Source organism: Tessaracoccus rhinocerotis, from assembly GCF_007197885.1.
GTDB classification, from domain to species: Bacteria; Actinomycetota; Actinomycetes; order Propionibacteriales; family Propionibacteriaceae; genus Arachnia; species Arachnia rhinocerotis.
Genome location: NZ_VKKG01000004.1, coordinates 133,801 through 159,903 on the forward strand (window position 1 = coordinate 133,801; position 26,103 = coordinate 159,903).

The 26,103-nt window shown below is 69.2% G+C and carries 19 protein-coding genes; 8 read left to right on the forward strand and 11 right to left on the reverse strand.

Annotated elements, in window-relative coordinates; all coding sequences use genetic code 11:
• Window positions 1-11: 11 nt before the first annotated feature.
• From FOJ82_RS10610 to FOJ82_RS10635, 6 genes are all read right to left on the reverse strand, one after another.
• The gene (locus FOJ82_RS10610; protein WP_143938464.1) at window positions 12-1,499 is read right to left on the reverse strand and encodes a cytochrome ubiquinol oxidase subunit I; all 1,488 of its coding nucleotides are present in this window, start codon (window positions 1,497-1,499) and stop codon (window positions 12-14) included.
• Window positions 1,500-1,578: 79 nt separating this feature from the next.
• A complete protein-coding gene (locus FOJ82_RS10615; RefSeq protein WP_143938465.1) occupies window positions 1,579-2,385 on the reverse strand; it encodes an aminoglycoside 3'-phosphotransferase in 807 nt (268 codons plus the stop codon).
• Window positions 2,386-2,414: 29 nt separating this feature from the next.
• The gene (locus FOJ82_RS10620) at window positions 2,415-3,599 is read right to left on the reverse strand and encodes a PPK2 family polyphosphate kinase (protein WP_221933124.1); all 1,185 of its coding nucleotides are present in this window, start codon (window positions 3,597-3,599) and stop codon (window positions 2,415-2,417) included.
• A 295-nt stretch (window positions 3,600-3,894) separates the two neighbouring features.
• Window positions 3,895-5,898, reverse strand: coding sequence for an ABC transporter ATP-binding protein (locus tag FOJ82_RS10625; protein WP_143938467.1), 2,004 nt, complete (start codon window positions 5,896-5,898; stop codon window positions 3,895-3,897).
• Window positions 5,895-7,637, reverse strand: coding sequence for an ABC transporter ATP-binding protein (locus tag FOJ82_RS10630; protein ID WP_143938468.1), 1,743 nt, complete (start codon window positions 7,635-7,637; stop codon window positions 5,895-5,897). Before FOJ82_RS10630 ends, FOJ82_RS10625 begins: the two co-directional genes overlap by 4 nt.
• On the reverse strand, window positions 7,634-8,215 hold the full coding sequence (locus FOJ82_RS10635) for a TetR/AcrR family transcriptional regulator (RefSeq protein WP_246099855.1): 582 nt from the start codon (window positions 8,213-8,215) through the stop codon (window positions 7,634-7,636). Before FOJ82_RS10635 ends, FOJ82_RS10630 begins: the two co-directional genes overlap by 4 nt.
• Before the next feature lie 210 nt (window positions 8,216-8,425).
• Here FOJ82_RS10635 and FOJ82_RS16885 point away from each other — a divergent pair, with 210 nt between their 5' ends.
• On the forward strand, window positions 8,426-13,462 hold the full coding sequence (locus tag FOJ82_RS16885; protein WP_221933125.1) for an Ig-like domain-containing protein: 5,037 nt from the start codon (window positions 8,426-8,428) through the stop codon (window positions 13,460-13,462).
• Between the two features lie 155 nt (window positions 13,463-13,617).
• Here the strand turns inward: FOJ82_RS16885 and lysS are convergent, their stop codons facing one another.
• Entirely contained in the window at window positions 13,618-15,129 is a 1,512-nt protein-coding gene (lysS, locus tag FOJ82_RS10645; protein WP_246099843.1) for a lysine--tRNA ligase, read from the reverse strand.
• Between the two features lie 58 nt (window positions 15,130-15,187).
• Between lysS and FOJ82_RS10650 the strand changes: the two genes are divergently transcribed.
• Window positions 15,188-15,760 carry a YbjQ family protein gene (locus tag FOJ82_RS10650; protein ID WP_143938470.1) on the forward strand — a complete coding sequence of 191 codons (573 nt, stop codon included), beginning with the start codon at window positions 15,188-15,190 and terminating at the stop codon, window positions 15,758-15,760.
• Between the two features lie 103 nt (window positions 15,761-15,863).
• Here the strand turns inward: FOJ82_RS10650 and tal are convergent, their stop codons facing one another.
• Window positions 15,864-16,970 (reverse strand): transaldolase, encoded by a 1,107-nt coding sequence (gene tal, locus FOJ82_RS10655; RefSeq protein WP_143938471.1) that lies wholly within the window; start codon window positions 16,968-16,970, stop codon window positions 15,864-15,866.
• Window positions 16,971-17,076: 106 nt separating this feature from the next.
• Here tal and FOJ82_RS10660 point away from each other — a divergent pair, with 106 nt between their 5' ends.
• The 4 genes from FOJ82_RS10660 to FOJ82_RS10675 all read left to right on the forward strand — a co-directional run bounded on the left by FOJ82_RS10660 (window position 17,077) and on the right by FOJ82_RS10675 (window position 21,179).
• On the forward strand, window positions 17,077-17,778 hold the full coding sequence (locus FOJ82_RS10660; RefSeq protein WP_246099844.1) for a Crp/Fnr family transcriptional regulator: 702 nt from the start codon (window positions 17,077-17,079) through the stop codon (window positions 17,776-17,778).
• A gap of 116 nt (window positions 17,779-17,894) precedes the next feature.
• A complete protein-coding gene (locus FOJ82_RS10665) occupies window positions 17,895-18,131 on the forward strand; it encodes a heavy-metal-associated domain-containing protein (RefSeq protein ID WP_143938472.1) in 237 nt (78 codons plus the stop codon).
• Window positions 18,132-18,200: 69 nt separating this feature from the next.
• Window positions 18,201-20,204 (forward strand): heavy metal translocating P-type ATPase, encoded by a 2,004-nt coding sequence (locus FOJ82_RS10670; RefSeq protein ID WP_143938473.1) that lies wholly within the window; start codon window positions 18,201-18,203, stop codon window positions 20,202-20,204.
• Between the two features lie 69 nt (window positions 20,205-20,273).
• The gene (locus tag FOJ82_RS10675; protein ID WP_143938474.1) at window positions 20,274-21,179 is read left to right on the forward strand and encodes an NADP-dependent oxidoreductase; all 906 of its coding nucleotides are present in this window, start codon (window positions 20,274-20,276) and stop codon (window positions 21,177-21,179) included.
• A gap of 7 nt (window positions 21,180-21,186) precedes the next feature.
• Here FOJ82_RS10675 and FOJ82_RS10680 read toward each other — a convergent pair whose 3' ends face one another.
• Both FOJ82_RS10680 and FOJ82_RS10685 read right to left on the reverse strand, forming a co-directional pair.
• Window positions 21,187-21,840 carry an HAD family hydrolase gene (locus FOJ82_RS10680; RefSeq protein WP_246099845.1) on the reverse strand — a complete coding sequence of 218 codons (654 nt, stop codon included), beginning with the start codon at window positions 21,838-21,840 and terminating at the stop codon, window positions 21,187-21,189.
• Entirely contained in the window at window positions 21,837-22,118 is a 282-nt protein-coding gene (locus FOJ82_RS10685; protein WP_143938475.1) for a cell division protein CrgA, read from the reverse strand. The genes FOJ82_RS10680 and FOJ82_RS10685 overlap by 4 nt, the downstream gene beginning before the upstream one ends.
• Window positions 22,119-22,218: 100 nt before the next feature.
• Here FOJ82_RS10685 and FOJ82_RS10690 point away from each other — a divergent pair, with 100 nt between their 5' ends.
• Window positions 22,219-22,962: a DUF881 domain-containing protein gene (locus FOJ82_RS10690; RefSeq protein ID WP_246099846.1), complete on the forward strand. Its 744-nt coding sequence runs from the start codon at window positions 22,219-22,221 to the stop codon at window positions 22,960-22,962.
• A gap of 59 nt (window positions 22,963-23,021) precedes the next feature.
• Window positions 23,022-23,666: an aminodeoxychorismate/anthranilate synthase component II gene (locus FOJ82_RS10695; RefSeq protein WP_143938476.1), complete on the forward strand. Its 645-nt coding sequence runs from the start codon at window positions 23,022-23,024 to the stop codon at window positions 23,664-23,666.
• A gap of 215 nt (window positions 23,667-23,881) precedes the next feature.
• Here FOJ82_RS10695 and pknB read toward each other — a convergent pair whose 3' ends face one another.
• Window positions 23,882-26,080, reverse strand: a complete 2,199-nt coding sequence (gene pknB, locus FOJ82_RS10700) for a Stk1 family PASTA domain-containing Ser/Thr kinase (protein WP_143938477.1) — start codon at window positions 26,078-26,080, stop codon at window positions 23,882-23,884.
• Window positions 26,081-26,103 lie beyond the last annotated feature (23 nt).

Here is a 26,103-nt window from a genome sequence, read left to right on the forward strand (position 1 = left end):
ACGTCTCCGGCTCAGTAGGCGAACGTCATCGGGGCATCTGGGTCGTCGACCGATTGCGGGTCGACGGGGGTGACGTCGGGCAGCCCCAACCTCACGTACTTCAGGAACAGTCCCACCTCGATGACGGCCAGGAACCCGTAGATGAGGGTGTAGACCACCATCGACGTGACCACCTCGGCCACGCTCGCCGTCGGCGAGATGCCGGCCTGGGTGGGCAGCACGCCCGCCACGAGCCACGGCTGGCGGCCCATCTCGGTGAAGATCCACCCGAACGAGTTGGCGAACAGGGGCAGCAGCGGCATGGCGAACATCAGGGGCGTCCACCACCACCTCTGGGCCGGCATCCGACCTCGTCGGAGCGTCCAGAGCAGGAACGCCCCGATGACGGTGCCCAACAGGCCGAGTGTGATCATCAGCCGGAACGTCCAGTAGGAGATGAAGATGTTCGGGGCCGGGTCGATCCCGGGGTAGGTGTCGGCGAGCACGTCGGCGTACTCGGCCTGCAGCTTGCTCTGCGAGTCGTCGAACTGGCGGTAGCCCTGCTCGGCGTACTTCTCGCGCAGGTTGTTGACGCCCTCGACCGTGTCGTGGCCGGACATCACCGACAGCAGGCACGGGATCTTGAGCGACCACACCTCGTCGCTGCCGTCGAGGTTGCCGATCGTCAGGAGGGAGAAACCGGCGCACTCCTCGGTCTCGAAGAGCCCCTCGGCCGCGGCCATCTTCATTGGCTGCGCCTGGATCATCACCTTCGACTGGAAGTCGCCGGTCAGGACGGTGAACACCGACGCCCCGATCAGGATCCAGGCACCGAGCTTGGCGCTGGCCCTGAAGGCGCCGGCCTCGGGGGTGTCGGCCTTGTCGGTGCCCAGCTTGGCGAGGTGCCAGCCGCTGACGCCCGCGACGATGGCGCCGCCCACCATGAACGCGCCGAAGATGACGTGGGGGAACGTCACCAGGAAGACCGGGTTGGCAAGCACCTCGAGGAAGCCCTCGACACCGTCGAGCTCAGCGCGTCCGTTGCGGAAGGTGGTGCCCACGGGGTTCTGCATCCACGAGTTGGCGGCCAGGATGAACGTCGCCGACAGCATGGTGCCGAACGCCACCATGTAGATGCAGGCGAGGTGGACGGCCTTGGGCAGCTTGTCCCAGCCGAAGATCCACAGACCGAGGAAGGTCGACTCGAGGAAGAACGCCAGCAGCGCCTCGAGGGCGAGCGGCGCGCCGAAGACGTCGCCCACGAAGCGCGAGTACTCCGACCAGTTCATCCCGAACTGGAACTCCTGCACGATGCCGGTGACCACGCCCAGCGCGAAGTTGATCAGGAACAGCTTCCCGAAGAACTTCGTCAGTCGCAGGTAGCGCTCGTCGGAGGTTCTTAGCCAGAACGTCTGCATCACGGCAACGATCAGCGACAGCGAGATTGTGATGGGCACGAACAGGTAGTGGTAGACGGTCGTGATGCCGAACTGCCAGCGCCCAAGGGTCACTTCGTCCATGTTTCCGGAAGCTATCAGTGGCCCTCACGGCACCCTCACCCGGGGTGCCCATACAGTGTAGAAACCCGCCGCACGACCATCACCCGGCGGCCCAGAGGGCCCGGTAGTAGCGCATCCGCTCCAGGTCGGGGGCGATCCCGTAGGCGTCCAGCAGCACGAGCTCCAGTTCCGAGGGCGTGCCGGTGACCGGGCCGTCGGGGGACGCGCCCTCGAAGTTCCAGGCCAGGCTCCACGTGGCGACGGCGAGGTCGGCCCAGCGGTCGGCCACGCCCAGGGCCCCGAGGTCGACGATCCCGGCGAGTGCGCCGTCGGGGGTGAGCAGCGTGTTGGGGACGCACGGGTCGCCGTGGCAGACAACGGCCCGGGCGAGCGACGGCGGGCGGTGCAGCGCTGCCGGGACCACGCCGCCCGCCAGCGCGGCGGCCCGCAGGCGCGCGGGCACGCCCCAGTCGAAGGGGCAGTCGGCCGGGTCCAGGGAGTCGTGGAGAAGTCGCAGGCCCTCGCCCATCGCGCTGGCGGCCACTTCGGGGTGCTCGTGGGCGGGGCCGGAGACGGCGTCCCGGCCGGCCATGCCGCGGGTGACCAGCCACTCGCCGTCGACGTCGCTGCCGTGGCCGAGCGGCACGGGGAACGCGACCGTGGGTGGGTTCCGCGCGAGCCACTCCAGCCGGAGCCGCTCGTCGTCGAGGGAGACGGGGCTGCCGGCGGGGTTCCACTTCGCGAAGCGTGCGCCGTCGGGGTGGTCGATGCGCGCCGTCAGGCCACCCAGCTGGTTGGCCCACACCAGCTGCAGCGGCGCGCCCCCGGCGAGGTGGACGAGCGCGGCGGGTACGGGCGTGGCGGACGGGGGCGGCCCGGCCAGGCCTGTCGGCCGTCCACCCTCCACCGTGCTCGGCGCGCGCGCCGCTGCCCGGTCTACTTCTTGCCCTTCTTCGACTTCTTCTTCTTCTTGCCCTTGCCGCCACCCTTGCCGGACTCCTTCGATTTCTTCGACTTCTTGGAGTCCTGCTCGGCGGGCTCGGAACCGGAGGGAGCGTCGTCGCGGGCGGCGAGCAGTTCCCGCTTGTGGGCGATGTTCTGCTCGAGCTCGGCGAGCAGTTCCTGGCGCTTGGCGTCGGCGAGCTCGCGCGTGGTCTCCTCGTCGCGCCCGACGAGTGCGGCGGCCTCGAGCTTGACGTCGATGCTCTCCTCGATGGCCGAGCGGACCGTCTCCTCGGTGGCGGCGAGCGACTCCGCGAGGGACGCCGTCGTCATGGTGTCGGCCAGCTTGCGGCGCTGCACGTCGTCGCTCCACCGGACCCGCGGCCACGTCATCTCCATCTCGATGAGCGTGCGCGTGATGATCTCCGTGGCGGCGAGCCGCGAGTACCACTTGCGGTCCGCGGGCAGCACGTACCAGGGGGCGTGGTCGGTGTCGGTGCGCTCGAACACCGCCTGGTAGGCCTGCTGGTACTTGTCCCAGTTCGCGCGGGTGGTCAGGTCCGAGGGCGAGTACTTCCAGTGCTTGTCGGGCCTGTCCAGGCGCTCCATCAGCCGCAGGCCCTGCTCCTCGTGGGAGACCATGAGCGCGAACTTCAGGATGATGGTGCCCGAGTCGGCCAGTTCCTTCTCCCAGGCGTTGATCTCGTCGTAGCGGGGCTCCCAGACCTCCTGCTCCACCAGCTCGTCGACGCGCACCACCAGGACGTCCTCGTAGTGGGAGCGGTCGAACAGGCCGATGCGGCCGGGTTGGGGGAGGGCCTTCTCGATCCGCCACAGGTAGTGGTGGGAGCGTTCCTCCTCGGTGGGGACGCCGAACGAGCGCAGCTGCACACCCTGCGGGTCCACGTAGCCCATCACGTGCCGCGCGATGCCGCCCTTGCCCGCCGTGTCCAGGCCCTGCACGATGATCAGCACCGAGCGCTTCCCGCCCGCGCGGCCCTCGGCGTAGAGCCGCTCCTGCAGTTCGTAGAGGAGGGCACCGCGGGAGTCCATGAGCTCCTTCGCCTCCGCCTTGTCCCCCTCCCAGCCGGGGGTGCCGCGTCGGTCGAAGGTGGCGAGGTCGAAGTCGGCGCCCGGCCGCAGCAGCTCGCGCGGGTCGTTGCTCCACTGGTTGCTCATGCCCATGGGTTTGCCTTTCCGAGGGAAACGGGGTGGTTCATTCTTCCACCGACGGGGTCCTACCGGGTGGATTCGGCCAGTCCGGCCCGTTCCCAGCGCAACAGTGTTGCGGAAGGCCCCGACGTCGACGCCCAGCGCAACACTGTTGCGGAAGGTGCCGGATTACCGAACGCAACCTTGTCGCGGAAGGCCCCGACGTCGACGCCCAGCGCAACAGTGTTGCGCTGGGGCTCCGGGCGACGGACTCGCTTCGGGGACCGCGAGGGTACGGGTCGGGACGGGTGAGGCGGCTGCCTCAGGCCGCCTCCTCCGTGGCGGGCGCGGAGAACTGCGACTGGTAGAGGCGGTGGTAGGCGCCCTCGGCCTCCAGCAGTTCCGTGTGGGTGCCCTGCTCGACGATGCCACCGTCCTCCATCACGAGGATCAGGTCCGCGTCGCGGATGGTCGAGAGGCGGTGGGCGATCACGAACGACGTGCGGCCGGTCCGCAGCGCCGACATCGCCTGCTGCAGCAGCAGCTCGGTGCGGGTGTCGACGGAGCTGGTGGCCTCGTCGAGGATCAAGAGCGCGGGGTCCGCCAGGAAGGCGCGCGCGATCGTGATCAGCTGCTTCTCGCCGGCGGAGACGTTGCTGCCCTCCTCGTCGATCACCGTGTCGTAGCCGTCTGGCAGGGAGTGCACGAACCGGTCGACGAACGTCGCGGTCGCCGCCTCCACGATCTCGGCCTCGGTGGCGTCGGGGCGGCCGTAGGCGATGTTCTCGCGGATGGTGCCGCCGAACAACCAGGTGTCCTGCAGGACCATGCCGATCTTGCTGCGCACCTCGCCGCGCGGCACCGTCGCGATGTCGGTGCCGTCCATGGTGATCGAGCCGCCGTCGAGGTCGTAGAACCGCATCAGCAGGTTGACCAGGGTGGTCTTGCCGGCGCCGGTGGGCCCGACGATGGCGATGGTCTGGCCGGGGAGGGCCTCGAGGTTGAGGTCGCGGATCAGCGGCTTGTCGGGCGAGTAGGAGAACTCGACGTCGCGGAACTCGACGTGGCCCCGCGTCACGGGCAGGACGCCGTCGGGCTCGGGGGACATCTCCTCGGAGTCCAGCAACTCGAACACGCGCTCAGCCGAGGCGACGCCGGACTGCATCAGGTTCGCCATCGACGCCACCTGCGTCAGGGGCTGGGTGAACTGGCGCGAGTACTGGATGAACGCCTGCACGTCGCCGATGTTCATCGTTCCCGACGCCACCCGCAGGCCGCCGACGACGGCGATCACGACGTAGTTCAGGTTCCCGACGAACATCATCACCGGCATCATGATCCCGGAGATGAACTGGGCGCCGAAGCCGGCCTCGAAGAGCTCTTGGTTGCGTCTGGCGAACTCCGCCTCGACCTCCCGCTGGCGGCCGAAGACCTTGACCAGCGAGTGGCCGGTGTAGGCCTCCTCGATGTGGGCGTTCAGCTCGCCCGTGGACTTCCAGTTCTGGGCGAACAGCTTCTGGGAGCGCTTGCCGATGATGGCCACCAGCACCATCGCGATCGGGATGCTGACCACGGCGATGAGGGCGAGGGTGGGGGAGATCCAGAACATCATCGCCAGCACGCCGATGACCATCAGCAGCGAGTTCAGCATCTGCGAGAGCGTCTGCTGCAGGGTCTGGGAGACGTTGTCGATGTCGTTGGTGACGCGGCTGAGGATCTCGCCGCGCGGCTGCTTGTCGAAGTAGGAAAGCGGCAGCCGCTGGAGCTTGCTCGCCACCTGCTGGCGCATCCGGTAGACGGTGCGCTGCACGGCGGTGTTGAGGATCCAGCCCTGCAGGAACGAGAACAGGCCCGATGCCACGTACAGTGCGAGGACGAACAGCAGCACGGTGCTGATCGCGGCGAAGTCGATGCCCTCGCCGGGCACGAAGTCCAGGCGGCGCAGGAGCTCGGCGAGCTGCTCGTTTCCCGACGCGATGGTGGCCTCGATCACCTGCTCGCGGGTCATGCCCTCGGGCATGTCCTTGCTGATCCAGCCGGCGAGCAGCAGGTCGGTTGCGCGTCCCAGGATCTTCGGGCCCACCACGCTCAGCGCCACGGAGATCACGCCGATGACGATGGCGCTGATCATGCCGGCTCGCTCTGGTCGCAGGGCGCTGACGAGCCGCTTCAGCGACTGCTTGAAGTTCGCCGCCTTCTCGCCCGTCCCCGCCATCGGACCGTGGCCGGGACCGCGGCCCGGCGGTGGCGCGTCGGGCCGCGCATTGGCCTTCACCGGGGTGGGGGCGTCGGTCCCGGTGTCCTGTGTCTGCTCAATCTCGCTCATGCTGCCTCCGCCGCGCTCAGCTGGGACTCGACGATCTCCTGGTAGGTGGTGCAGTCGACGAGCAGTTCGTCGTGCGTGCCGCGGCCGACGATCTCGCCGTGGTCCAGGACGAGGATCTCGTCGGCGTTCCTGATGGTGGTGACGCGCTGTGCGACCACCAGCACGGCCTTGTCCTTGATGGTGGGGTCGAGGGCCGCCCGGAGGCGGGCGTCGGTGGCGACGTCGAGCGCGGAGAACGAGTCGTCGAAGATGTAGATCCCGGGATCCTTCACCAGTGCGCGCGCGATGGCCAGACGCTGCCGCTGGCCGCCGGAGACGTTGGTGCCGCCCTGCGCGATCGCGGACTCGAGCTGGTCCTCGCGCTCGGCGACGAAGTCCTTTGCCTGGGCGATCTCGAGGGCGCGCCAGATCTCCTCGTTCGTGGCGTCGGGCTTGCCGTAGCGCAGGTTGCTGGCGATCGTCCCGCTGAACAGGTACGGCTTCTGCGGCACCAGTCCCACCCGGGCCCAGAGGACGTCGGGCTCGAGGTCGCGCACGTCCACGCCGTCGACGAGGACGCGGCCGGCGGTGGCGTCGAACAGGCGGGGCACGAGGTTGACCAGCGACGTCTTGCCGGCGCCCGTGGACCCGATGACGGCGGTGGTGCGGCCGGGGTGGAGCTCGAGGTTCAGGTTCTTCAGGACGGGTTCCTCGGCGCCCGGGTAGGCGAAGCTGACGTTGTCGAACACGACGTGGCCGCGCTCGATGCCGGGCGTGACGGGGTCGGTGGGGACGACGACGGAGGAATCGGTGTGCAGCACCTCCATGATGCGGTCAGCGCACACGGCGGCGCGGGGGGCCATCACCATCAGCATCGTGGTCATCATCACCGAGATCAGGATCTGCATCAGGTAGGAGATGAACGCGGTCAGCTGGCCGATCTGGAGGTCCCCCGAGTCGATCCGGAGGCCGCCGAACCACATCACGCCCACCGTCGAGATGTTCATGATGAAGCCGACGAAGGGGAACAGGAATGCCATCCAGCGACCGACGGACAAGGTGGTGTCGGTGAGCTCGGAGTTGGCGCGGTCGAAGCGGACGCTCTCGTGCTGCTCGCGGACGAAGGCGCGGACGACGCGGATGCCGGTGATCTGCTCGCGCAACACGCGGTTCAGGTTGTCGATGCGGGTCTGCATGGTCTGGAACAGCGGGCCCATGTTGACCAGCAACACGGTGATGCCGGCGCCCAGGACGACGACGGCCACGAGGATGATCCAGCTGAGCCCGGCGTCCTCGCTCAGCGCCATGAAGACGCCGCCCACCATCGTGATGGGCGCCCCGACGAGCATGACGCAGGTCATCAGCACCAGCATCTGCACCTGCTGCACGTCGTTGGTGGTGCGGGTGATCAGCGACGGCGCGCCGAACTGGTTCAGCTCCTTCGCGGAGAAGCTGAGCGCGCGCCCGAACACGGCGGCGCGCACGTCGCGCCCGAACAGCATCGCGGTGCGGGCGCCGAAGTAGACGGCCCCCACCTGGGCGAGTCCCTGCACCAGGGAGAGCACAAGCATCACGCCGCCGGTGCCCCAGATGAAGTCGACGTCGCCGGTGACGACGCCCTCGTCGATGATCCGGGCGTTGAGCGTGGGAAGGTAGAGCGACATCAGCGTGGCGATCACCTGCAGGATGACGACCATGGCGAGCAGCGCCCAGTAGGGGCGGACGTATCGGTTGATCAAACGGGCGAGCTTGCCGATCATTCGGTGCTCCTTCGTCGGGCGCCGTTGAGCGCGAACTGCGTGATTTCGGGGATCTCCAGTCCCGCCGGCCGTCCCATGTGGCGGCCGAGGGACAGGGTCAGGAGGAAGTGGGCGTAGCTCTGGGGGGTGATGGTCATCTCGCGGGAATGGGGCTCGAACGTCTGGACGAGCCAGTCGAGCAGGTCCCGGAACCGGGCCTTGAACTGCTCCTTGGCCTCCAGGACGTGCGCGGTCGGCTTGATGTCGGGCCGCTGCGGCGGGTGCAGTGCGAAATGCACCGACTCGATGTAGTCCGCGAGCGCCACGAGGGCCGCCGCCGTCGCCTGCTCGAGGTCCTCACCGGGCTGGACCGCGCCCAGCTTCTCGGCCAGGCGGTCCGCCGACAGGTACTCGACGTAGGTGGCCGCCATCAGGTCCTGCAGCGTGGGGAAGACCCGGAAGATCGTGCCCTCAGCCACCCCGGCGGCCTCGGCGACCATCCGGGTGGTGAGCTCTGGCCCCTCGTCCTCGAGGAGGGCGAGGGCAGCCTCGACGATGGCTGCCCGGCGTTCCTCCGGGGGCATCGGTTTTGCACGCATCACGGGGCAAGTGTAGTGAGTGAGCACTCACTCATCAAGCGGATCCTGTTGCGATGTCGTGGCGGCTGTCGAAAGTCTTTCGGGACTCGGACTGTCGACATCCGGCCGTCCTCGCGTCTAGGATCGCTGAAAAGGTTTGCGAAACTTTCGGGGTGCGCGTCAGCAGCGACGGAACGCCTCGGGGCAGAACTCGATGGAGAGGGAAGGCAGATGGTCAGACGACTCGGCAAGATCGCGGGGGTGGCGCTCACGAGCGCGGCACTGCTCGTGTGCGGAACTACACCGGCGGGTGCGGATGTGATCCCGGGCAACGAGGCCGACGTGGGTCTCTACACTGACGGGGCCCACGACGTGATGGAGATCGGGGAGCCCACCTACACCAACCTGGAACAGGTCCAGGCCGCGCTCGACCCGGGCGTCGCGTGGTCCGCCGACAGCATGCACGACAGCATCTTCGACGCCGACGTCGCGGCCGGCGGCACCGACTTCTACCTGGACCGCGTCCTGGGCGTCACCGGCGCCCAGGGCAACAACGTCTTGCAGACCCGGGGCCGCACCCTCTACATGCGCGGGGCAGACAACGCCAGCTTCACCCGCCTCGGCTTCGCAGGCACCGCCTACGCCGGCGGCCCGAACAACCTCGGCGACTTCTTCACCATCGACGTCACGGGGCAGACCGTCACCGAGGTGGGGGCGCAGCGCTTCAACGCCCCCAGCCACGCCACCACCAGCTACACCGTCGGTGACACCGGCGTGACCGCCCAGCAGCGCAAGTTCATCACGCACGAGAACGTCGCCGTCGCGGCGCTGGAGTTCACCAACCCCGGGGACTCGGACGTGACCCTCTCCCTGCGGGCCCAGTCCCCGATCGCGACGGCGCTGGGCGAGGCCGACGACGAACTGGTTGGCAGCCGCGTCCTCACCAGCGGCTCCAACAACGGACTCGTCGACACCCCCTGGAGCCGGATCACCGTCGGCCTCAAGGCGTCCGGGTTCACCGTCGCCGACGGCGGCCTCGTCCGCGAGGTGACGGTCCCGGCCGGCGGCTCCGCGGACCTGTCGGTCGTCGGCGTGCTGCACTCGGCCTCCCTCGAGGACTCCGTGGCGGAGTTCGAGAGCTACGCGGCCATGAGCCCCGACGACGCCTTCCGCACGGCGGTCACGGCGTTCAACCAGCGGTGGGCCGAGGACATCCCCTACATCGACGTGCCGGACCCGGCGCTGGAGAAGGCCATCGTCTACCGCTGGTGGGGCGAGCGCTACAACGTGCTCGACGCCGACGAGTCGGGCTACGTCTACCAGTTCCCGACAACGATCGAGGGCGTGAACCTGTACCAGAACTCGGTGGTCCTGACCCAGCCGATGCACCTGCAGGACACCAAGTGGATCCGCAACCCGTACCTGGGCTACGGCCAGATCCTCAACGTCGGTGAGCTCTCCGGCTCGTCGGCGTTCCTGGACAGCCCCGGCCACACCTCCTGGAACAACCACTACTCGCAGTACCTCGGCACCGCTGGACTCGAGGCCTACCAGGTCCACGGCGGCGGCCCGGAGGTCGCCGAGAAGTTCGCCTCGTACTTCGAGAACGACGGCATCGGCCAGTTGGAGCACTACGACGGCAACGACGACCTGCTGATCGCCTACGACACCAACTACATGCCCGGCAACGACTCGGACGCCATCAGCTTCGGCTACCCGAAGGTCAACGCGACCGCACCGGGCGCCCGGACCATCGAGCGTCCCGAGTCGGCCTACGTCTGGGGCGACTTCGACGCTGCGCGGCAGCTCTACGAGATCGCCGGGGCCGACGCCGCCAAGGTGGCCGAGATGGGGGAGCAGGCCGACGCCATCCGCGACGCCATCCTGGACCGCCTCTGGAGCGAGGAGACCCGGATGTTCCTGGCGGGAACCTCCCACGGCGCCACCTCCGGCGGCTCCCAGAACCCGCTCTCCGAGGCGGAGCGTGACCTGATCCCGGCGAAGGAGTCCAACCTCTACGACGTCTACGCGGAGGGGCTCATCCCACACGAGGACTGGGAGACCTACGTCGACGGCTACCGCTTCCTGCGCTACGGCGACAACTTCCCGATCTTCCCGTTCTACACGGCCAACCAGTACGACCGGGCCAAGTACGGCATCGGCGGCTCCAACAACTTCTCCAACATCAACTTCACCGTCCAGTACCGCGGCGTCCGCGCCGGCCTGCGCCACTACGACCCGCAGGAGAAGTACCTCGACGGCGCCTACGCCGCCCGCCTGCTGGACTGGATGGCCTGGAGCATCTACCCGAACGGCAACGCCGCCGTGGCCAACCAGGCGGAGTACTACTCCAACTGGAACCCGGAGACGCAGACGTTCAACCGCAACAACCCCAACCACGTGATGCTCGGCAACATGAACTACATCATGGTCGAGGACATGGGTGGCATCCAGCCCCGCTCCGACGACCTGGTGGAGCTGTGGCCGATCGACTTCGGCTACGAGCACTTCATGGTCAACAACCTGCGCTACCACGGCAACGACGTGACGATCGTGTGGGACCCCGACGGCTCCCACTACGGCCTCGGCGCCGGCTACAGCCTGTTCATCAACGGTGACCGCAAGGCCTCCGCCGACGCGCTGGGCCGGTTCGTCTACGACCCGGCGGCCAACGCCGTCGTCTCCTCCGACGAGGGCCTCACCGTCACTGTCCACGCCGACGCCGGCACCGCGTTCCCGTCGGCCGTCGAGGTGCCGGTGGAGGACGCCCGAGTCGTCGACTACCTGAAGAAGGCAGGCATCGACCTCGAGCACACGACGGCTAACCTCGCCGACGGCGCCACCGTCACCGCCGACTTCACCCAGGAGGGTGCCCGTGAGACCCCGTGGCGCAACTTCCACACCCCCGGTTGGTCGACGGGCTCGATGAACCACACCCCCGGCGCGATCTCCACCACCGAGCGCCCGGTGACGACCGCCGCCGTGGTCGACGGCGTCACCGCCAACGAGCCCTTCTGGGGCAACCACGGCACCGATTCTGACCAGGGCTGGGTCGAGCTGGCGTTCGGCTCGCAGGTCCAGCTGGACAACCTGAAGATCTTCTTCGTCAGCGACAGGCAGGAGGGCGGCTACTCCCAGCCGCAGCGCTATTCGCTCCAGGTGCCGGACGGCTCCGGGGGATGGACCACCCTCACCGACGTGCACAAGTCGCCGAAGATCCCGGGCCCCAAGCTGAACGAGACGCTCTTCGACGCCGTCTCGACGGACCGGATCCGGGTCGCGTTCACCAACGCGCCCGGCAGGTACACAGCGATCTCGGAGATCCAGGCGTTCGACTCCGGCCGCGAGGTCCCTGCCGTCGTCAACGAGGCACCGATCGTCAGCGTGCAGACCGACCCCGAGCGGGCCGGCAACCTTTCCGCCGTCGTGCGGGCCACCGCAGTCGACGACGGCCTGCCCGAGGACGGCACCCTTTCCCACGGCTGGGAGGCGGTCGCGACGCCCGAGGGTGCCGACGTCATCCTTTCGGCCGCGGGCTCGCTCGAGACCACCGTCACCGGCACCGCCGAGGGCAGCTACACCCTGCGGTTCTGGGCCACCGACGGCGAGCTGCGCACCGAGCGCGAGATCGTCGTCGAACTCCAGTCGCAGGAGGTCTCCGCCGAGTTCGGCGCCAGCGCCGAGATCACCACCAGTGGGGCTGCCGGCTGGGAAGACCCGAGCAAGGTCAACGACCCGGACACCCCGCAGTCGTCGGCCCCGGGCGCGGGCAACGGCTGGGGCAACTGGGGCCAGGAGAACAACGGCAGCAGCCCGGCCACGCAGTCCTGGCTGCAATACTCCTGGGACTCGCCCGTCCTCGTCGCGTCCACCGACATCTACTGGTACGACGACAACGGCGGCACCCGCATGCCGCAGCCGGATGCCTGGGCGCTGGAGTACACCGTCGACGGCGAGACCTGGGAGCCGGTGAAGCTCACCGATGATTCCAGCTACGCCGACGCGCTGGTGCGCAGCCAGTACAACCACCTCTCCTTCGAGCCCGTCCAGGCCAGTGCCCTGCGCATCCGGATCTGGGGCGTGCAGGGGAATGCCGGCGGCACCGGCGTGCTGAGGTGGCGCGTCAACGGCGACCTCGTGGAAGAGGTGGACGAGCCCGTGGTCATGCGCACGCAGACTGGGACGGTCCCCGATCTGCCGGCCGAGCTCGACGTCGTCTACACCAGTGGCCTGCGGGGCACCCTGCCGTTCACGTGGCAGCAGATCACGCCGGAGATGGTGGCCGAGACCAACGTCGAACCGTTCTCGGTGTTCGGCACCAACTCCACCTACGGCCTGATCGCCGAGGCGAGGATCTACGTGCGTCCCGAGCTCTCCGAGGGCGGCATCTCGATCCAGGGTGCGGAGAGCTTCGAGATCTCGGTCGAGGTGGGCGAGCTGCCGCAGCTGCCCACGAAGGTGGAGGTCTCCTACAACGACGGCTCCCGGGACAACCAGGCCGTCGGCGTGGAGTGGGACTTCGACGAATCCCTGGTCCAGACCTCGGGCGAGTACACCATCAACGGTGACCTGGTCCTGCCCTGGTACGTCAGCGACGCCGGCACCGTCGCCACCACCCTCACCCTGACAGTTGGCCAGCCCACAGATCCGACGGAGGAGCCGAGTGAGGAGCCTTCCGAGGGGCCGAGTGAGGAGCCTTCCGAGGGGCCGAGTGAGGAGCCTTCCGAGGGGCCGAGTGAGGAGCCTTCCGAGGGGCCGAGTGAGGAGCCTTCCGAGGGGCCGAGTGAGGAGCCTTCAGCCGAGCCGACCCCGGCACCGTCGCCGTCACAGAGCCGGACGGTTCCCGGACTTGAGGGAGACCTGTACTCCAAGCCCGGGTTCCACAAGGTGAACGGTCGGTGGTGGCACACCACCTGCGAGCCCTACTCGCAGACCATCCGTTGCACCACCACCATCTGGGGCACCACGGTGACGCAGGAGGACGGCCGGTTCGTGCAGAAGAACGGCTGGCAGTTCAACAACCTCACCTACCTGCCGCTGATGACGCGGGCGCAGTGGGCCTCCAACCCGCTGGGCCGCACGGGTGCGTGGACGGCTGCCGACGGTCGCAAGTGGCGCACCGAGTGCGACACAGCTGCCACGGGACGCAATGGCTGCCGCTCGTTCGTCCAGTCCCAGCTGGTGGCCGCCACCAAGGCGGCCGACGGGACCTGGAGCTACTCGGTCAAGACCGACTGGGTGGTGAACAACATCGTCCGCTTCAGGTAAGCAGGTGGGCGAGCCCTCGCCTCGAAGGGCCCTTGAAACAGTTGAGTGGAGCGCTCGGCACCGGAGACGGAGCCGAGCGCTCCACTGATTTGAGTGAGGCAAGTGGCTGGAGCGGACAGCACCGGAGACGGAGCCGTGCGCTCCAGCCGCGTCAGTCAGGCCTGGGGGCGCAGCAGCGGGTAGAGGATCGTCTCGCGGATGCCGGCGCCGGTGAACAGCATCACCAGCCGGTCGACGCCGAGACCCATCCCGCCCATCGGCGGGACGCCGTACTCGAGCGCCTCGAGGAAGTCCTCGTCGAGTTGCATCGCCTCGGGGTCACCGGCCGCGGCGCGCATGGACTGGTCGGTCAGGACCTGCCGCTGCAGGACCGGGTCGATCATCTCGGTGAAGCCGGTGCCGCGCTCCATGCCGCCGATGATCAGGTCCCAGGCCTCCACCTTGCCCTCTTCGGAGCGGTGCTGGCGGGCCAGCGGCTGGGCGATTGCGGGGTAGTCGTAGACGAAGGTGGGCTGGATCAGGTCGGGCTCCACAAGATCGCCGAACAGCTCGATCGCCAGCTTGCCCGCATCCCACTTCGGGTCGTATTCCACCTCGTGGGCATCGGCGATGCGCTGCAGTTCCTTGAGCGGCGTGTCGACGGTGACCGTCTCGCCGACCTTCTCCGACAGTGCCGGGAACACCGACAGCCAGGGCCATTCGCCGTCGAGGTCGATGACGCCCTTGTCGGTGGTCACCTGCCGGGACCCCAGGGCGTCGGCGACGTTCACGATGATGTGCTGGAGCAGGGCCGCGATGGTCGCCTGGTCCCCCCAGCTCATGTAGGCCTCGAGCATGGTGAACTCCGCCGAGTGCGAGGAGTCGATGCCCTCGTTGCGGAACACTCGACCCATCTCGTAGACGCGGTCGGCGCCGCCCACCATGGTGCGCTTGAGGTGCAGCTCCAGGGCGATGCGCAGGCTCATCTTCTGGTCGAACGCGTTGAGGTGGGTCTCGAACGGGCGGGCGGTGGCGCCGCCGTGGATCAGCTGCAGCTGCGGGGTCTCCACCTCGATGTAGCCCTCCTCGTGGAGGGTCTCGCGGATGGAGCGGTTGATGGCCGCGCGGGTGCGCACCATGTCCCGGGCCTCCTCGCGGGCGATCAGGTCGACGTAGCGACGACGCACGCGCGCCTCGTCGGAGAGGTCCTTGTGCAGCGCGGGCAGCGGCCGCAGCGCCTTGTTGGCCATGCGCCAGTCGATGGCCATCACGGACAGCTCGCCGCGCCTGGACGCGATCACGCGGCCGGTGACCCAGACGTGGTCGCCCAGGTCGACGTCGGACTTCCAGGCCGCGAGCTTCTCCTCGCCGACCTCCCCGAGTGACAGCATCACCTGCAGGCGCTCGCCGTTGTGGTCCAGCGTGAAGCCGTCCTGCAGCGTTGCGAAGCACAGCTTGCCGGTGTTGCGCACGAACACGACGCGGCCACCGATGCTCACGACGTCGTCGGTCTCAACACCTGCCTCGAGGTGGCCCCACTGCTCGCGGACCTGGCGCAGGGTGTGGCTGCGGACGAGGTCCGGCGGGTAGGGCTGGTGCCCCTCGTTGATCAGCCGCTCGCGCTTCTCCTTGCGGATGGCGGTCTGTTCGGAGTCGCTGCTGGTCTGGACGGGAGTCTGGTCAGTCACGCCCCGAATCCTACCGGTTGGGATCGTGGGCGCCGGGGACGCTCGGTAGGCTTCGGGCATGAGCCAGCCGCAGCAGTCGTCGGGAATGCCGGGACCCTGGACCGGCCCCGGGACCCCCTCGCACCACGGCGGCCCGCCGCGACCGATCCAGCCGGCCCCTGCGCGCCGCCCCGCACCGGCGCCCTCGGGTGCCACGCAGACGTCGGTGCCCCCGTCGAGGCAGGACCTCCCCGGCGCGAACCGCCGCGAGGCGTCCGTGCCGTCGGTGCCCAGCGAGCCGCCGTCGCAGCCCATCGCACCCACCGCCGGGCGCGACGTCGAACCCCGCGACCCGCAGTTCCGTCGGTTCGCGATCCCCGTGTCCACCACCGGGGAGTTGCCGGGCATGCGGATCGAGCGGATGGTGGGCGTGGTCTTCGGCGTGGTCACCCGCCCGCGTGACCTGGCGCACAGCCCCGAGATGGCCTTCGTCAACACCTCCGTTCGGCAGGATGCCGTCGCGGCCATGGTGGAGCAGGCCAGGCAGGCCGGCGCCGACGGCGTCGTGGGGCTGTCATTCGACGGCGGGCGGATCTCCGAGTCCGTCGCGGAGGTGACCGCCTACGGCACCGCAGTCGTCATCGCCCGCTGAGGTGGTGCCCTTCGAGGCGGCGACTGCGTCCCCGCACCTCAGGGCGACTGGTTGGGCGGCGGCTGCGTCCCCGCACCGCCGCGCCATCGTCACTGGTGCAGGGTCACACCGCGTCGAGCTGCTGCTGCACCGTGTCGATCAGCTCCACCCACGGGTCGATGAACTTCGTCACACCCTCGGCCTCCACCGTCGCGTTGACGTCGTCCAGGTCCACCCCGACGGCCCGGAGGGCCTCGATGACCCTGCGCCCCTCGTCGTAGCGCCCGACGACGGTGTCGCCGCGGACCTCGCCGTGGTCGGCGAACGCCTCGAGCGTCTTCTCGGGCATGGTGTTCACGACGCCCTGGGTGATGAGTTCCTCGACGTACAGCACGTCGCTGTACTCCTTGCTCTTCGTGCCCGTGGAGGCCCACAGCGGACGCTGCACGTTGGCGCCGGCGGAAGCCAGGGCCTGCCAGCGCTCGGAGGCGGTGACCTTTGCGTAGGCCTCATGGCTGAGCCAGGAGATCGCCAACCCGACCCTGCCGCGCAGGGCGAGGGCCTCGTCGGAGCCGATGGCCTCGAGGCGCTTGTCCACCTCGACGTCGTTGCGCGAGACGAAGATGGAGGCCACGGAGTGGATCTTGCTGAGGTCCACGCCGTCGCGCTGGGCCTGTTCGAGACCGGAGAGGTAGGCGTCGAGGACCTGCTCGTAGCGCTGCACGGAGAAGATCAGCGTCACGTTGACGCTGATGCCGGCGGCGATGGTGGCGGTGATGGCCTGCAGCCCGGCGTCTGTGGCCGGGATCTTGATGTGGAGGTTCTCGCGGTCCACCAGCGCGTGCAGCGCGCGGGCCTGGGCAACCGTCGCGTCCAGGTCGTGGGCCAGGCGGGGGTCCACCTCGAGGGAGACGCGGCCGTCGAACCCGGCCGTGGCGTCGTAGATGGGGCGGAACAGGTCACAGGCGTTGCGGATGTCGTCGGTCGTGAGGGTGGTGATGACGTCCTCGGGGTCCGTCTCGCCGGCGGCCTTCAGTCCGCGCAGCTGCTCGGTGTAGGCCTCTCCGTCGGAGAGTGCCTTGGCGAAGATGCTCGGGTTGCTGGTCACGCCCACGACGCTGTGCGTGCGGGTCAGCTCGGCCAGGTTCCCGGACTCCAGGCGATCACGCGAGAGGTCGTCGAGCCAGATGGAAACCCCGGCCCGGCTCAGTTCCTTCAATCGGTCGGTCATGTGCAACTCCTTCGTCGGTCTCGCTCTCCAGCCTATGTGCGCCGGGGGCGACCGGCATGGTTCCTCGGGGTTTGCCGGTGGCTAGGGTGGGCCGTAGGAGGCGTGCGTGGTGAGGCAGTTGCCGTTGGTGGAGGATGACCTTTGTGTGGCGCGGGTGCCGCTGTTCCGCGGGCTGAGCCGCGCGGAACAGGAGCAGGTGGCAGAGTTGGCCCGCCCCGTCCGCACCGAGCGCGGGGAGGCCGTCTACACCGCAGGCTCCGACGTGTCGCAGCTGATGGTGGTGCACACCGGCAGGCTCAAGATCACTCGGATCAGCGCCGACGGCCACGAGCAGATCGTCAGGATCCTGGAGCCGGGGGACTTCGTCGGCGAGTCGGCGCTGCTGACCGGCGAGCGTCCGGACCACCACGCCGTCGCCCTCGAGGCCGGAAGCATGTGCGTGTTCCGCCACGCCGACGTCGGAGGCCTCGTCGGACGGCACCCCAGCATCGGGATGCACATGCTGCAGGAGATCAGCGCGCGCCTCGGGGAGGTCGAGGCGCGGTTGGCTTCCGTGATCTCGGGCGACGTGTCCTCCCGACTGGCCGACTACCTGCTGGGGCTGCCAGCGCGACGCGTCCCGGGCGGCCTCACGGTGGAGCTGCCGCTGCCCAAGAAGGACATCGCCTCGCTGCTGGACACCACCCCCGAGTCGCTCAGCCGACAGCTCCGCCGGCTCGGCGACTCCGGTGTCATCGAGCAGCACCCGCGCGGCCGAATCACCCTCACCGACCTCGACGCCCTGCTGGCGCTCTCGGCCGAATCCTGACCCGCGGCGAGGCCCGGAACAGGACTTGACCTGCGTCAAGGAAGTCCGGCCCGATCCTTCGTAGTTTCGAAACATCGGAACTACTGGCGCCCCCGGCGCCGAGACAAGGATCAATCATGAGCAACACCGCGACCAACACCCACACCGTCCTGCGTGCCCAGGACTTCTCCTGCCCCTCGTGCGTCACCAAGATCGAGAAGCAGGTCGGCCGACTGAAGGGTGTCGAGAACGTCACCGTGAAGTTCGCCTCCTCGCGGATCGAGGTGGACCACGACGCTTCGGTCACCTCCATCGACGACATCGTCGCCGCGGTTGCCAAGGCGGGCTACACCGCCACCCCCGCCGCCTTCTGAACCGCCGCCCGTCGATTCCGGCGGGCGGGCACAAGGTGGTCCCAACAATCTTGAGAGGAATCAACTGAAATGAACCGACTTCATCGTTGGTTGAACGGGAAGTGGGCGGTTCCCGTCGTCTCCGGCCTACTGATCATCGCCTCGTGGGTGGCCGGCGGCCTCGGCGGCGCCTGGAACCCCACCCTGACCCCTCAGTGGTGGGTCGACGCCGGCGCGCACGCCACCGGCAGTGCGTTCTTCGCCCTCGCCGACGCTTTCATGCTCGCCGCCGCCGTCGTCGCGGGGTACGGCATCGTCGTCAAGGCGGTCCGTTCGCTGCTCGTGAAGCACATCAGCATCGACCTGCTGGTATCCGTCGCCGCCGTCGGCGCGGTCATCATCGGCAACTTCTGGGAAGCCGCCGCCGTCACCTTCCTGTTCTCGGTCGGTCATGCCCTCGAGGCCGCCACGCTCAACAAGACTCGCTCCGCCCTGGCCGAACTGGTCGCCGTCGCCCCCGACGTCGCCGTCGTCATGCGCGACGGTGAGCAGCAGGAGATCCCGGCGAACCAGGTGCGCATGGGTGAGATCGTGCTGGTCAAGAACGGCGCCAAGGTCCCGGTCGACGGCCAGGTAGTGGCCGGCTCCGGCGCCATCGACGAGGCCTCCATCACCGGCGAGTCCATCCCCGTCGAGAAGTCCGAGGCCGACGTCGTGTTCGCCGGCACCGTTTCCCGCGGGGGCTTCCTCCAGGTGCTCGCCACCGGCGTGGGCGCCGACACCACGCTCGCCCGGATCATCCACCGCGTCGAGGAGGCGCAGGACGCCAAGGCCCGCACGCAGGCCTTCATCGATCGGTTCTCCAAGTGGTACACCCCGGGCGTGATGCTGCTGGCCCTGGTGGCCGGGCTTGTCACCGGCGACGTCGTGCTCGCGCTGACGCTGTTGGTCATCGGCTGCCCCGGCGCCCTGGTCATCTCCATCCCGGTGGCGATCGTCGCAGGCATCGGCCGCTCGGCCCGCAACGGCATCCTGATCAAGGGTGGCGAGTTCCTCGAGACCTCGGCCAAGATCTCCGCCGTCGCCGTCGACAAGACCGGCACCCTCACCGAGGGCACCCCGAAGCTCACCGACGTCATCGTGCTCGACCCGACGTCGAAACGCAGCGAGGTGCTGCGGTGGGCCGCAGCCGCCGAGGCCGGCTCCGAGCACCCGCTGGCCCGACCCATCCTGGACAGCGCGCGCGAGGAGGGCATCGCCCCCACGGGAATCCCCGGTGAGGTGACCCCCGTGCCCGGCAAGGGCATCGTCTCCGAGGTCGAGGGGAAGCGTGTCCTGATCGGCAACCCGCCGCTGCTTGAGCAGTACGGTATCTATGACGACGCGGGCTCGGCCGAGCGCGCCAAGGAACTGGCCGCGCAGGGCCGAACCCCCATGATCGTCGCCGTCGAGGACCGCGTCATCGGGCTGATCGGCGTCGCCGACCAGATCCGTGAGGACGCCCCCGAGATGGTCCGTCGCCTGCATGCCGCAGGGGTGGAGAAGGTCGTCATGCTGACCGGCGACACGCGCCTGGTGGCCGAGTCCATCGGCGCGGCCACCGGAATCGACGAGATCCACGCGAGCCTCCTGCCGGAGGACAAGCTGGATGCCGTCGCGGCGCTCCAGGCGCAGGGCCACACCGTCGCGATGGTGGGCGACGGCGTGAACGACGCCCCCGCGCTCGCCACCGCCGACATCGGCGTGGCCATGGGTGCTGCCGGTTCGGCCGTGGCCGTCGAGACCGCGGACATCGCTCTCATGGGCGACAACCTGCTGAAGCTGCCCGAGGCCATCGGCTTGGCCAAGCGCACCGTCGGCGTCATGAAACAGAACATCGCGGTCGCGCTTGTCACCGTCGTGGCCCTGCTGGCGGGTGTCTTCGCCGGTGGCGTCACGATGTCGATCGGGATGCTGGTGCACGAGGCGTCGGTGCTGGTCGTCATCCTCAACGCGATGCGACTGCTCCGCAACGCCGGCGGCGTCACCGCCATGCCCCGCAAGGTCCGGACCGCACCCAGGGCGAGGGCCGAGACCGAGGCCAGCCACGCCTGAAACACACCGGGGGAGGTCCTGAGCCGCCCCCGCCCAAACCACCCACTGAATTCAACAAGGAGAAGGACAATGACGAAGGTCTACACGTTCAACGACTTCGGCGGCCCCGAACGGCAGGAACTCATCGACGCAGAGATCGTGGACCCGGGCCCCGGAGAACTCGCGATCGAGGTCCGCGCAGCAGGCGTCAACCCCGTCGACTGGAAGATCAGGCAGGGGCTGCTCGGCAAGCACGGGCCACTGCCCATGCCGATGGGCCGGGAGGCCTCCGGCGTGGTCACCGCCGTCGGACAGGGCGTGACGGGATTCGCCGTCGGCGACGAGGTGCTCGGCCTGGTGGCGCCCGGACACGGCGCCTTCGCCGAGCGGACGGTCCTGGCCGCTGACCAGACGGTGGCCAAGCCCCAGGAGATCTCCTTCGACGATGCCGCCACCCTCCCCGTGGCGGGGGCCACCGCCTACGACCTCACCCATCAGGTGGAGCTCAAGGAGGGACAGACGATGGTGGTGGTCGGCGCCGGCGGCGGCATCGGCCGCATGGCCGCGCAGATCGGCAAGGTGCACAAGTTCGACGTCGTGGGCGTCGCCAGCGCGGGGAAGCGGGAACTGGTGGAGTCCCTCGGCGTGAAGTTCGTCGAGTCCGGTGACGGCGTGGCCGAGCGCCTGCGCCAGCTCCTGCCCGACGGCGCCGACCTGGTCGTCGACCTGGCCGGGGGCGAGGCGCTGCGCGCGGCGGCGCCGATAGCGAAGGAACCCGCCCTCGTGATCACCGCCGCCGACGTCGACACCGCGCGCGAGGTGGGTGCCCGGGTGGTCGAGCGCACCTCCGAGGGACTGGCCAAGATCACCGGGGTGGTGCAGTACGGCGTCGTGGACCCGACCGTCACCGCCCGGTACCCGCTGGCCGAGGCCGGCGCGGCGATCGCCGAGGTCGAGGGTGGGCACGCCGCGGGCAAGGTGGTCGTGATCCCCTGACGCCCCATCAGTGGAGGCGGACGCCCTCTTCGGTGATCTCCCAGGTGACGTCACCGAGGTGGGCGACGTGGGCGTCGGCCTCGAGGTCGTCGGCGGACTTCGTGCTGAGGATGCCGAGCACCGAGGCGCCCGCGGCGCGAGCCCCCGCGACGCCGGCCGGGGCGTCCTCGACCACGAGTGTGCGGGACGGGTCGACGCCGAGGCGTTCGGCCGCCAACAGGAACGACTCGGGGTGCGGCTTGCCCTCGTTGACCTGGTCTCTGGTGACGACCACGCCGGGGAACGGCAGGCCGGCCGCACCGACGCGGGCCTCCATCAGGGGTGTGGTGCACGAGGTGGCGATCGCGGCCCGATGGCCCAGTTGCTGCAGGGACTCGAGCGCGCCGGGGAGGGCGATCACGCCGTCGGTGTCGATCACCTCGAGCTCCTCGATGCGGGCGACTCCGGCGTCGACCCGGTCCTCGTCGAGCAGCCGCTCAGCCGTTACCCGACTGGGCATGCCGAGGAGCCCCGGCAGGACGGAGAGGTCCACCCCGAACTCCTCGCCCCAGCGCGAGTAGGCACGGATCATGGCGGCGTGCGAGTCGATGAGGGTGCCGTCGAGGTCGAAGATGACGGCGTCGAACGACCTGCCCTCCAGCGGGCTTCCTACGATGCTCACTTCCAGAGCGTCATGAACGAGAAGCTGGCGATGATCAGGCCGAGCCCGATCACGACGTTCCAGTCACCGAGGAAGCGCATGAAGCCGACGGCGCTGCCGGCGAGGTTGTAGACGACCATCCACAGCACCCCCAGGAGGCCCACGGGGATGAACAGCCACGGCACCCAGTTGCGGTTGCTGGCGAGCGCGTCCTTCTCATGGCGGCGCTCAGCCACATCACCGGCCTGCTTGGCCTGCTTCTTCTTCTTCGCGCTGTTGCGAACCTTGGACTCGGGCACGATCACACTCCTTGCGTCGGTGCACAAGGTTAATCGAGCCGAACCCAAACAGCACCATCGGCACCAGTTGTGAACACGACCGGCCGCGTAGGCTGGGTCCGTGACTGCCGAGGAGACCGATTCCCACCCCCGCAAGGAGGGGGCCGGATTCGGGCGCCTGACGACCATCGGCATCTTCGTCCTCGCCGGGTTCATGATCACCGTCTCCGCCATCGCGGCCCGCGGCACCGACCTGCGCTCAGAGCGCAACGCGAGCCTCCAGGACCTGGTGGCGGCCCAGGCCCTGCTCAACGAGGACCTCCGCGAGGAGGCCGAGACCCTGCGCGGCGACGTGGAGCGGCTCAGCGAGGAGCAGGGCGTCGACGAGGAACTCGCCCGCGCCGTCGCGGATGCCGGGCACGCGGCGTCGGCGCTGCCGGTGGCCGGCCCCGGGGTGCGCGTGGTGCTGACCGACGCGCCGTTGGACGTGCGCCCGGCCGGGGTCGACGACGACGCGTTGATCGTCCACCAGCAGGACATCCAGGCCGTGGTGAACGCGCTCTGGGCAGCCGGCGCGGAGGCCATGACCATCCAGGGTCAGCGCGTGATCGCGACCACCGGCATCAAGTGCGTGGGCAACTCGGTGGTCCTGCACGGCGTGCCGTACGCGCCGCCGTACGTGATCGAGGCCATCGGCCCGACCGAGGCGATGGAGGACTCACTGACGCAGTCCCGTGCCGTGCAGATCTACCTGCAGTACGTCGACGCCTACGGGCTCGGATTCGCGCAGTCCACCTTCGAGCGCGAGGAGTTCCCCGCGTTCGTCGGTGCCATCAACGTCTCCGAGGCGACGATCACCCGCTAGCCCGGGTGGCCTGCCCCGCCCCGCGTCGCTCCGGCGCGGCAGCGTGCCAGAATTGGCCCGTGGCAAGAATCCTCGTGATCGACAACTACGACTCGTTCGTCTACAACCTCGTGCAGTACCTGGGTGAGATCGGCGCCGACGTCGAGGTCTGGCGCAATGACGACGCCCGCTTCAGTGATCCCGACTGGCACACCGGCTTCGACGGCGTGCTGCTGTCGCCGGGTCCCGGCACGCCGGAGCGCTCCGGGGTCTGCGTCGACGTCATCCGCGAACTGGGTCCCAGCAAGCCGCTCTTCGGCGTCTGCCTCGGCCTGCAGGCCATGGGCGTGGCACTGGGGGCGACGGTGGACCGCGCGCCGGAACTGCTCCACGGCAAGGTGTCGCAGGTCTTCCACGACGCCGACGGCATCTTCGCCGGGCTGCCCTCGCCCATCCGGACCACGCGCTACCACTCGCTCGCGATCGTGGCCGACACCCTGCCCGAGGAGCTCGTGGTCACCGCCCGTACCGAGTCCGGCGTCATCATGGCCGTGCGGCACGCCGAGTGGCCGATGTCCGCTGTGCAGTTCCACCCCGAGTCCGTCCTGACCGAGGGCGGCTACCAGATGCTCGCCAACTGGCTGGTCACGTGCGGCGACGCCGACGCGCCGGCTCGCGCTGCGGAGCTCTCGCCCCTGGTGCGGGCGAACATGTCGCGCGCCTGAGGGGTCTCGACACGCCGGCTCGTTCCTCGCCGGCTACTCGACCAACGGGTTTGGCCGGCTCGTTCCTCGCCGGCTACTCGACCAACGGGTTTGGCCGGCTCGTTCCTCGCCGGCTACTCGACCAACGGGTTTGGCGGGCTACTCGACCAACGGGGCTGGGGGTCTCCGCTGGTCGAGTAGCGCCGCGAGGTACGAGTGGCGCGTGTCGAGACCGCCTAGCTCGGGGTGTCGCTCGGGTTGGGGTTGGAGTTGCCGGGCGCGCGGGCCATGATCACGACGACCTCGGTCTCCGGGTCGACCTGCTCGCCAGCGGCGATGTTCTGCTCGAGGACCGTGTCGGCTGGGGCGCCGGGGGTGACCTCGTCCTCGAACCGGTAGTTCGTGAACCCGGCGCGGTCGAGCGAGGTCCCGGCCTGCTCCTGGGACAGGCCCAGCAGGTTCGGCATCTCACTCAGCTGCGGCCCGACGGCGACGACCACCTCGATCGGCACGTTCGGCTCGATCCGCTCGCCGGCGGCCGGGGCCTGGCTGACGATGGTGCCGGGCTCGGCCTCGTCGGTCTGCTCCTCGGTCACGGACAGGGGCGACGTGAACCCGGCGTCGGTGGCGGCCTGCTGTGCGGCCTCGAGGGTGAGCGCCACCAGCTCGGGGACCGGGAGGGTGGTGTCGACGGCCTCGGCCACCTTGACGTTGATGACGGTGTTGCGGGGGTGGCTCTCGCCGGCCGCCGGGGTCTGGTCGAACACGTTGCCGGGCGCCACCTGGTCGGTCTGCTCGTAGACCACCTCGAACTGCTCGGTGAAGCCGGCGTCCTTCGCCTCGTCCATGGCCACCTCGAGGGTGCGTCCGGTCAGGTCTGGGATGGGGGAGCGGCCGGTGGCGATCACCAGCTCGAGCTCACCGTCGGCGGGGATCTCGGCGCCCTCGGCAGGGTTCACCACGGTCACGGTGCCAGCCTCGGCGTCGACGGGCTCCTCCTGCCGGTTGGCGGGATCGGCGTCACGCACGGTGACGTTGCTGAAGCCCGCGTCGTCGAGGACGCGCAGTGCGTCGGCCCGCGGCATGCCCACCAGGTTGTCGGGGACCGTGAACAGTTCGACGCCGGTGCTGACGACGAGGACGACCTCACTGCCCACCTCGGCCTCGGCGTCGCCCTCCGGGCTCTGCCGGACGACCTCGCCCTGGTTGTCCTCCGAGCCGGCCTCGTACTCGACCTTGGGGACGAGTTCGGCGGCCTCGACCTGGCCGACGGCGAACACCTCGCTGGCGCCGACGACGCTGGGCACGGTGACCATCTCCGGCTCCGGGGTGCCCGGGTTGAGCAGCATCGCCAGCGCGATGATCATGCCCACCACCACGAGCCCGGCCAGCGAGGCCAGGATGATGATGCCCTTCTTCGACCTGGGCTCCTCCTCGTCCTCGTCCAGCTCCCCGGGGGAGTAGACGGGGCTGGGGGCGCTCGCGACGGCGGCGCGCTGGGCGACGTGCGTCGGTGCGTTGGCGTGGTACCCCTGCACCGCGGTCGGCTGCTCGGCACCCACTGGGGCCAGCAGCGCGTGCACGGGCTCGCCGTTGATGGCGCGCGTGACGTCGGCGGCCATCTCGCGGGCGTCCTGGTAGCGGTCGCCCGGCGCCTTGGCGAGGGACTTCATCACGATCGCGTCCATGTCGGGCGTGATCTCGGAGTCCAGCTGGCTGGGCGGCACGGGGATCTCGCGGACGTGCTGGTAGGCCACGCTGACCGGCGAGTCACCCTTGAACGGCGGCTGCGAGACCAGCAGTTCGTAGAGGAGGCAACCGACGGCGTAGATGTCGGAGCGGTTGTCCACCTTCTCGCCGCGCGCCTGCTCCGGGGAGAGGTACTGCGCGGTGCCGATCACGGCGGCGGTCTGCGTCATGGTGGCGGAGGTGTCGGCGACGGCGCGGGCGATGCCGAAGTCCATCACCTTCACCGATCCCGACGGCGTCAGCATCACGTTCGCGGGCTTGATGTCGCGGTGGATGATGCCGGCGCGGTGGCTGTAGGCGAGGGCGTCGAGGACACCCTTGGTGAACTCGAGGGCGCGTTCGGGCAGTACCTTGCGGCCGTCGCGCAGCACGTCGCGCAGCGTGACGCCCTCGACGAGTTCCATCACGATGTAGGGCACGGACACGTCGGAGGCGGTATCCAGCTCCTCGCCCGTGTCGTAGACCGCGACGATGTTGGGGTGGTTGAGACCGGCGGCGGACTGGGCCTCCCGGCGGAACCTCGCCTGGAAGGTCGGGTCGCTGGCGAGATCGACGCGCAGTCGCTTGACCGCGACGTCGCGGACGAGGCGGCGGTCACGGGCGCGCCACACCTCGGCCATGCCCCCTCGGCCGATGATCTGGTCGAGCTCGTAGCGCCCCTGGAGCACCGTGCCTCGCTCTGTCATCGCTTTGGTCCTTTCATCGGGTC

Bases quoted from the DNA above. Each gene is read 5' to 3' on its own strand.
- FOJ82_RS10610 (WP_143938464.1), bottom strand. From the start codon at position 1,499: ATGGACGAAGTGACCCTTGGGCGCTGGCAGTTCGGCATCACGACCGTC.
- FOJ82_RS10620 (WP_221933124.1), bottom strand. From the start codon at position 3,599: ATGAGCAACCAGTGGAGCAACGACCCGCGCGAGCTGCTGCGGCCGGGC.
- FOJ82_RS10625 (WP_143938467.1), bottom strand. From the start codon at position 5,898: ATGAGCGAGATTGAGCAGACACAGGACACCGGGACCGACGCCCCCACC.
- FOJ82_RS10630 (WP_143938468.1), bottom strand. From the start codon at position 7,637: ATGATCGGCAAGCTCGCCCGTTTGATCAACCGATACGTCCGCCCCTAC.
- FOJ82_RS10635 (WP_246099855.1), bottom strand. From the start codon at position 8,215: ATGCGTGCAAAACCGATGCCCCCGGAGGAACGCCGGGCAGCCATCGTC.
- FOJ82_RS16885 (WP_221933125.1), top strand. From the start codon at position 8,426: ATGGTCAGACGACTCGGCAAGATCGCGGGGGTGGCGCTCACGAGCGCG.
- FOJ82_RS10650 (WP_143938470.1), top strand. From the start codon at position 15,188: ATGAGCCAGCCGCAGCAGTCGTCGGGAATGCCGGGACCCTGGACCGGC.
- tal (WP_143938471.1), bottom strand. From the start codon at position 16,970: ATGACCGACCGATTGAAGGAACTGAGCCGGGCCGGGGTTTCCATCTGG.
- FOJ82_RS10665 (WP_143938472.1), top strand. From the start codon at position 17,895: ATGAGCAACACCGCGACCAACACCCACACCGTCCTGCGTGCCCAGGAC.
- FOJ82_RS10670 (WP_143938473.1), top strand. From the start codon at position 18,201: ATGAACCGACTTCATCGTTGGTTGAACGGGAAGTGGGCGGTTCCCGTC.
- FOJ82_RS10675 (WP_143938474.1), top strand. From the start codon at position 20,274: ATGACGAAGGTCTACACGTTCAACGACTTCGGCGGCCCCGAACGGCAG.
- pknB (WP_143938477.1), bottom strand. From the start codon at position 26,080: ATGACAGAGCGAGGCACGGTGCTCCAGGGGCGCTACGAGCTCGACCAG.